Raw genomic sequence first — 7103 nt, 5'->3', positions numbered from 1 at the left:
TAATAATATTATTGTAGGGGCGAATTGCATTCGCCCAAATAATTGTGCCTACCTACTTAGGACATTCTGGGCGCACGCGATGCGCCCCTACCATTGGCACAATAATAATAATATTATTGTAGGGGCGAATTGCATTCGCCCTCTTTAATTATAAACCCTTTTTCTAATAAATTGTGTCAAATATATCTTGACAAAAATCGATAAAAATGCTAATTAAATTACGAACAGCTTAATATGTCCCGTGGGAAACAGTGGGACAAAAGCGAGCGGAAGACCGCCAAAAATGCCTCTTAGCTTAACTACTATAAGAATTCATCTTTCTATCGTATTGAGGACGACAGGGACTACCCCAAGCGACCTTTTGAGCAGGAATATCGGCAAATACGCTGCTTCTTGCCCCAATAACAACATTAGAGCCAATTTTTACCCCCGGAGCCAAAAAACAATCGGCTGCGATCCATGTACCATTACCGATGAGGATGGGAGTGGTTTTTAAGCCAAAAGAGCGATCGCCGGGATCGTGACTGCCAGTGCAAAGATAGCATTTTTGAGAAATCACACAATGACTGCCGATGGTAACATTATCTAAACTATAAATCACCACATCATCGCCGATCCAACTATAATCGCCGATCGCCACTTTCCAGGGATAAGTCACCCTTACCGTCGGGCGAATTTTCACCCCAAGGCCGATTTTAGCCCCAAATAGCCGCAAAACAGCGCAGCGAAAGCTATCCATCTGATGCAAACTGAGGGGAAAAAGAATTCCCTGCACTAACCACCAAAGTAGGATAATTGGATTAGAACGACCGCGATCGAACCAAGATTGATCGTAGGTACGCAGATCTAGCCATGCTTCCTCATCGGTGCGGATTTCTGGGGACATAGGACCTATTTAATCATTTCTACCGGTTGAGGTTCCGAGGGTTTAATCGGGGGATTAACATGGGTATTAACGTTTAATTTACCGCCAAATCTCCGTAATTCGTACAATTTAACCCCAATTTGGTATTCATACTGACTCAAAAGACGACCGTAGATATAACCAGCTTTGCCATCCAAGAAACCGAGACGGATAAAATAAAAGAGAATAAAGCGCAGCAGCGGTTTAAAGGGCAGTTTTACCCAAATTTTCTTTAAAAAACGTTTTCTCTGCACCGCGTCACCGAAGAGGTGCGCTCCGATCGTGCCGCTTTCGTCATTACCCGTGAGAATATTGTAATAAACCCGGGCCTCCCAGTTGGAATAACGATTATGTCTTTCTAACCAATGATAGATATCGCGGAAATCGATGTGCAGCATATCATTTTTTAGATAGCCCACCTTGCCATCGAGGATAACGTGTTCATGAACTTCGTTATCTCCCGTGTTGGGTATATCTTCCGTGTTTAAATTCTCATATCTGCCCGACTTATGTTTAAATAAACGCAGATTCCAGTCGGGATACTTGCCACCATAACGGATCCATTGTCCGAGGAAGAAGACGCGACGATTGAGATAATAACCGTTATAGTTGGGATCTTGGATCACGGTGGCGATTTCGTCCCATAGTTCGGGGGTGATTCTCTCATCACAATCGACGATTAATACCCATTCATTGCGAAAAGGCAGGTTATCAAGGGACCAGTTTTTCTTTTTCGGCCAACGACCATTAAAATAAAATTGGACTACATTAGCCCCATAGTTGGTAGATATTTCGATCGAGCGATCGATACTTTGGGAATCGACGACAAACACTTCATCAGCCCTAGCAACACTCTCTAAACAAGCGGGAAGGTTAGATTCCTCGTCTTTGGCGGGAATTAACACCGAAACGGGAATTTTTTCTGATTGACTAAACATTGGTACACTGTGGCTAGGTAAAGTGTTCGCATCTTTCCTTAAAACCCTCCGTCACTCAGAAAGTGAGAACTAGGACTTAAGATTTTTTTCAATCATACTATACCTTATTTGGTTTTTAAGTCATTCTCCTGCTTTTCTCCCTAAATTGCTAACTGCGAAATAGACGACTATACTGGGTTTCGTGGTTCATACTGGCAAAACTTAGCCCCCAACTCCAACTGGTCAGGTTTTCATCGGCTAAACTGATAATATCTGCTGTTGCTGTTAATAAACTGGGCTGTAAACCGATCAGAAGCGCTTGTCCTAGGGTTTGTCCAAGGGGAATTAAACGCAGTCCTGCATTGATTAAATTACTTGCCCAACTGTGTAAATAGCCTAAAACCGCTAATTCTTCCCCAATTTGCCAATGACTTGCCCCGATCGCAAAGGCGGTGGCATAATTAGCCTGTTCCGGTAGATTATCTCTGGCCGGTGCTAACTCCCGCAATAGGTTTAACAGCGATCGCCCCATTTGCCAGCTTTGTTGTCTTAATTCGGCCGTTTCCCGCGTTGCCGATAACCAATTGTCCCAATAATTAAGTTTTGTAAAATCTTCTTGACAAAAACAACGATATACCCTTAGCAAAACAGCCGCTTCTAAGCGAATCGAGCCTTGACAAAGCGATCGCTCTAACCAATCATTCAAGGTGGCACTATTGGAGATAATCCCCTTTTCGACGAGGGTTTCTAGCCCTTCAGAATAACTATAGGCCCCCACGGGTAAAATGGGACTAGCCAATTGTAATAAACACAAAAGTTCTTTTTGATCGAGCATAGAAAACCGAGAAAATTGTCCTTAACACAATCAGGGAAATGCTTGGCGCTTCGTTATTTAGATTGAGCGGGTAGAAAGCGGCACTTTGTGAATTATACCGTGATTAATAGGCACAATTATCAACTGTTATACTTATGTCCTCACGAAAACAGCATTTTCTGAAAATAAATCTTGTCGTTCTCCTCTTGATTTTAGCTTTGATTGCTGGGGTTGATCGGGCAGAATTACCCTCTAGTCTTTTGTTTTATCCTCCCGCTACTCCCCCAACTCCGATCGCTGGTTTATTAACCCATTCTTTTCAGTTTCTTTGTTGTTTACCTCCGATTGTTTGCCTTTTTAGTTATGCTTTATTGTCCCGCAAGACAAGTTTCAATAATTCTGACAATTTTTTACTTTTTTCTGGTATAGTAACGGGGCTTTTTGCCATCAATGAAATCTTCAGAATTCATATCATTCTCCTCTATTTTAATATTCCCAAATTCTTAACTATCTCTGTTTATGCCCTCGCAATTCTGATTTATGGGTTAGCATTTTGGCGGCGAATAGGACAAACTTATTACCAAATTTTAATCATTGCTTTAGCACTTTTAACTTTTGCGATTACTATCGATCTTCTCCAGATTAACAATCAAGGTTTTGCTAGTCTAAGTGAAGGAATTCCTAAACTGTTAAGCGCAGTGAATCTGGCCAGCTATTTTTGGGATGTATCTTTTCAAGAAATTTCAGACAAGATAAAATCTCAATAAATTATCCATTCATCTGTTTAACCAGATGTAAAATTTCAGGAAGAATCAGTTTTTCTAGGGCTAATTTAACGGCATTAGTGGAACCAGGGAGAGAAAAGACTAATAAGTTTTGATAAACCCCAGCTATTGCCCTCGATGCCATGGCACGGGAGCCGATTTCCTGATAGCTAAGATAACGAAATAATTCGCCAAAACCGGGCAAAGTAATCCTTAATAAAGGTACTAAAGCATCGTAGGTAGTGTCTCTAGGAGCAATACCCGTCCCCCCATTAAGAATTAAGACTTTTATCTGATTTTGATTGCTAATCTCTGGTAAAATTGCTTGAATTTGTAAGGGTTCATCGGGGATAATTAAGTATAGGCCGATATCATGACCCGATCGAGTTAGTAACTCTTGAATTATTTGGCCACTTCTATCCGTCTCTGGGGTACGAGTATCACTCACCGTGACTACGGCACAGGTAAGATTAAGGGGGGCGGTGTCGGGATGGGGAATAAAGGTCATAATTAGCGATCAGATGAGAGTTCGAGAAAAACAAGCATTAAGAACAAATGTATGTACTGACCAGCCAGTGCAGTCACCCTGAAATAAAAAACTTAACTTTGGCAAGTATTGCCGATTTTTGCTGGTTTTTGCAACCTTTTCGCTGGTAATGACGACAAAGTAAAGGGAACTTCTAGAGAACAGATTATCCCAAAATAACAAAATCGAGATTATCATCTAAGTTGGTATAGATTATGACTGGAATTATGAGTCAACTCAGTCCCCTACAAGCCGAACAAATCAAGGAAATCGGGACTTATTTACGTCAAAAACGAGAAGAAAGCTGCCTGAGCATAGACGATATCGCCGCCGTGACGATGATTAGATTGCCAATGCTAGAAGCGTTGGAAACGGGGAATTGGGAGAAATTACCAGAATTAATTTATGTCAAGGGATTTATTAAACGCTACGGTGATGCCCTAAAAATTGATGGTAAAGCTTTAGCCGATCGCTTGTCTCCTAGTGCGGAACAATTAGCTCAAGAGGTAACTATCCCGAAAACACTGCCCACAAAAGCTACCCCCATCCCCAAGGCTGAACCGGCTGCCCCAAAAGCGGAACGAGTGAAACCAGAAAACTCGGCCCCAGAAACTAGCCCCCAACCAGCTAAATCGACCTTTTTCGGGATATATCTCTGGTTAGGCTTACTGGCGGGCATATTTTGTGGTATTGGCTATCTTTTCCTCCGTCCCCCTCTCTCTAATCCCCCTGCCGTTACTCCCTCTCCTTCCCCCGTGGGTTCCCTCGCACCGGTAGTCCCTCCTGCGCTGGTAGCCTCTCCTTCCCCTTCTCCTCCGCCAAAAGTTCCCCTCTCAGCCGAAGTAACTATTGAACAGGCCACTTGGGTAAGGGTAATTGCCGATGGCAAAAAAGTCCACGAAGGCAATCTCCAACCCGGGACCAAACGAACTTGGACAGCCCAAAAGAGTTTAAATATTCGATCGGGCAATGCTGGTGCTGTTAAAATCTCTCTTAACGACAACCCTGCCCAATTAATGGGTAAAGCTGACCAAATCGGCGAAATCACCCTCACTGCACCCCCTCTCAGTGATCAGTAAACAGTAATCAGTGAACTAAAAACTCACATCTGAAAACTGAAAACTGAAAACTGATAACTGATAACTGATAACTGATAACTGATAACTGATAACTGATTAGGCTGCATCATCCCAGATGGGGGTAAGGGTTTGATAATCGTAGCGGGAAGCGTTGGGATGACAGGTGACACAGGTGGTGTGACCGAGAGGAGTGGGTAAATTGACCCTAGGGTGCAAAACCTTTAAATAACTGGACTGTTCAATTAGGAGGGGAACAAAAGTAGTCTCCCTAAGAGGGCGGGAAGAATAACTGAGATAATCCCAGATAAGACGCTGAGTAATGCCGACAATTGGTTTTAAACGGATACCATAGTGAGAATTAGGATTTTCTAGGATTTTTTTCCAAGTTTGACTCGGTAGGATGCTGGGAGGAATGGCAATATGGCAGGTGGCACAATTTTCTAGATAGGTTTGCTCTCCAATTTGATAACGATTTAGCAATGTATCCGAGGAGGGAGATTGGGCGATCGCTGGTTGTTGAAGTAGCGAAGCCAGTAGAATACCCCCTAGAATACTGAGGAGAAAGAGGATCAGAAAAAAAATCGATTTCACTTGACCGCTGGAAGGCATGACTGGGATGACGAGTAATTGAACACAATTGTGACACTCTCGCCATCACAATGCCAAGCTGTGTGATGGGAGATTCTTGCTTCACAGAAACCTGCTTTTTGAGACGAATCCCAACGAGTCTGACAGTCTCTCCACAAGTTTAAACTCCTGACTGCCCATCAGTATTTGGGTTCTTCTGGTTTATGTGTGGAAACGAGGTCTATACTGATAAGCTGTTCCGTAATTTAAATTGCTTGTTGAGACGAGGCAAAAGGCAAGAGGCAAAAGGCAACAGTAAAGCGATTGGGGGAGGTTCGGCTAATCTAAGAATAAGCGGTTTAAATGCGTCTTAGCTTATTTTCTAGTTTCTTCCCCCGCTCGACTGAGCGTTCGACAAAAGCTCACGCCGAAGTCATCGCCGAACGTCAAAATAGCCCTAAAAGTCTTGCTTGATAGGTATTTCATGGTTGTTTCATAAGCAAAAATTAAGTAGGTAGGCGTTAAAAATTATCAGATGCCCCCCTTATCAAGGGGGACTAAGGGGGGATCAGAGGCAAAATCCATTTTTAATTTAATTATATAGCGTTTCCTAAGCTAGTGAGGTACACTTGTTTTTCTTCCCTTTTGCCTTTTGCCTCTTGCCTTTTGCCTAAAACCCATAACTTTGGTACCTCAGCAGACTGAAAAACGCTATAACCAGCTACTTATAACACAAAGTCGAGAAGAGCCTCTTAACTTTTTTTGTATCAAAATTACTTGAACGGGAGCATTAAAAGGGGAGAATTAATCCCCCCCATTAATCTAGACAAAGAAACTATTGACTGCAATAGAGCCGAGCGCCGGTAAACTACCCGTTAACCCAGTCAGATTAATCACCAAATCATTAGCACTTTGGAAGCCTGCTGTACCATCGTTGATAATTAGGTAAGTAGAAGAACTATTATCCCGCACTAAAACAGCACTGTTAATTCCGAGAGCTTGATTTCCGGCTGTTGCCCCATCAGCATCGGTAAAGACGTTAGTAACAATGGTGTTAATATTGGTCGTGGTGCTATCTGTTGCCCGGGTAAAAGCGACCGGGGCATTAATTGCCGCACCAGCTTGACTAAGCAGGTCAATTTTATCATCACCAATAGCAAAATCCGTAACTCGGTCTAGGGCTGCTGCGGTGGACTGACCAAATTGGAAGATGAAGATGTCTGTCCCCGTCCCACCAGTTAAAGTATCGATTCCAGCAGCACCATTGAGGGTATCGTTACCGGCGCCACCCACTAGAATATCATTACCTAAGCCACCAACTAGACTACTTGGGGAGGGATTACCAATCTGATTATCACCGTTAAAGTCTTGTTGAAAGTTGGTTTCTTGGATGAAAGCTTGGGTTGAGTTTAATCCCCACCCTCCCTGGGAAGATTGCCAACTCCAATTGCTATCTAAATTCCATATATATAGAAGGTTTTGTGATGTATTCCTCAAGAGGACTTGGTTAATTCCATTAACGGTTTCTGCGG

8 protein-coding genes are annotated in these 7103 nt (G+C 42.9%); 2 read left to right on the top strand and 6 right to left on the bottom strand.

What is annotated here, in order from left to right:
- Nucleotides 1-295: 295 nt before the first annotated feature.
- The 3 genes from hpsU to IM507_RS16020 all read right to left on the bottom strand — a co-directional run bounded on the left by hpsU (nt 296) and on the right by IM507_RS16020 (nt 2656).
- Complete coding sequence (gene hpsU / locus IM507_RS16030) at nt 296-886, bottom strand: hormogonium polysaccharide biosynthesis acetyltransferase HpsU (RefSeq protein ID WP_123230329.1); 591 nt, start codon at nt 884-886, stop codon at nt 296-298.
- Between the two features lie 5 nt (nt 887-891).
- Nucleotides 892-1842, bottom strand: a complete 951-nt coding sequence (locus tag IM507_RS16025) for a glycosyltransferase family 2 protein (RefSeq protein WP_287637334.1) — start codon at nt 1840-1842, stop codon at nt 892-894.
- Nucleotides 1843-1990: 148 nt separating this feature from the next.
- Nucleotides 1991-2656 carry an urease accessory protein UreF gene (locus IM507_RS16020; RefSeq protein WP_123230328.1) on the bottom strand — a complete coding sequence of 222 codons (666 nt, stop codon included), beginning with the start codon at nt 2654-2656 and terminating at the stop codon, nt 1991-1993.
- 134 nt (nt 2657-2790) lie between these two features.
- On the opposite strand from IM507_RS16020, the gene IM507_RS16015 reads away from it, so the two are divergent.
- Complete coding sequence (locus IM507_RS16015; protein ID WP_190537804.1) at nt 2791-3402, top strand: hypothetical protein; 612 nt, start codon at nt 2791-2793, stop codon at nt 3400-3402.
- A 1-nt stretch (nt 3403) separates the two neighbouring features.
- Here IM507_RS16015 and IM507_RS16010 read toward each other — a convergent pair whose 3' ends face one another.
- Nucleotides 3404-3907, bottom strand: coding sequence for a MogA/MoaB family molybdenum cofactor biosynthesis protein (locus IM507_RS16010; RefSeq protein WP_190537793.1), 504 nt, complete (start codon nt 3905-3907; stop codon nt 3404-3406).
- A 233-nt stretch (nt 3908-4140) separates the two neighbouring features.
- Between IM507_RS16010 and IM507_RS16005 the strand changes: the two genes are divergently transcribed.
- Nucleotides 4141-5004, top strand: coding sequence for a helix-turn-helix domain-containing protein (locus tag IM507_RS16005; protein ID WP_069474133.1), 864 nt, complete (start codon nt 4141-4143; stop codon nt 5002-5004).
- A gap of 96 nt (nt 5005-5100) precedes the next feature.
- Here the strand turns inward: IM507_RS16005 and IM507_RS16000 are convergent, their stop codons facing one another.
- Both IM507_RS16000 and IM507_RS15995 read right to left on the bottom strand, forming a co-directional pair.
- Nucleotides 5101-5613 carry a hypothetical protein gene (locus IM507_RS16000; protein WP_002752828.1) on the bottom strand — a complete coding sequence of 171 codons (513 nt, stop codon included), beginning with the start codon at nt 5611-5613 and terminating at the stop codon, nt 5101-5103.
- A 780-nt stretch (nt 5614-6393) separates the two neighbouring features.
- A partial coding sequence (locus IM507_RS15995) for a bluetail domain-containing putative surface protein (protein ID WP_287637333.1) occupies nt 6394-7103 on the bottom strand: 710 nt, incomplete at its 5' end.

The organism is Microcystis sp. M20BS1, from assembly GCF_020245305.1.
Lineage (GTDB): Bacteria > Cyanobacteriota > Cyanobacteriia > Cyanobacteriales > Microcystaceae > Microcystis > Microcystis ichthyoblabe_A.
Note: the sequence above shows the minus strand (reverse complement) of the source record. Positions and strands in the feature narration are given on the sequence as shown.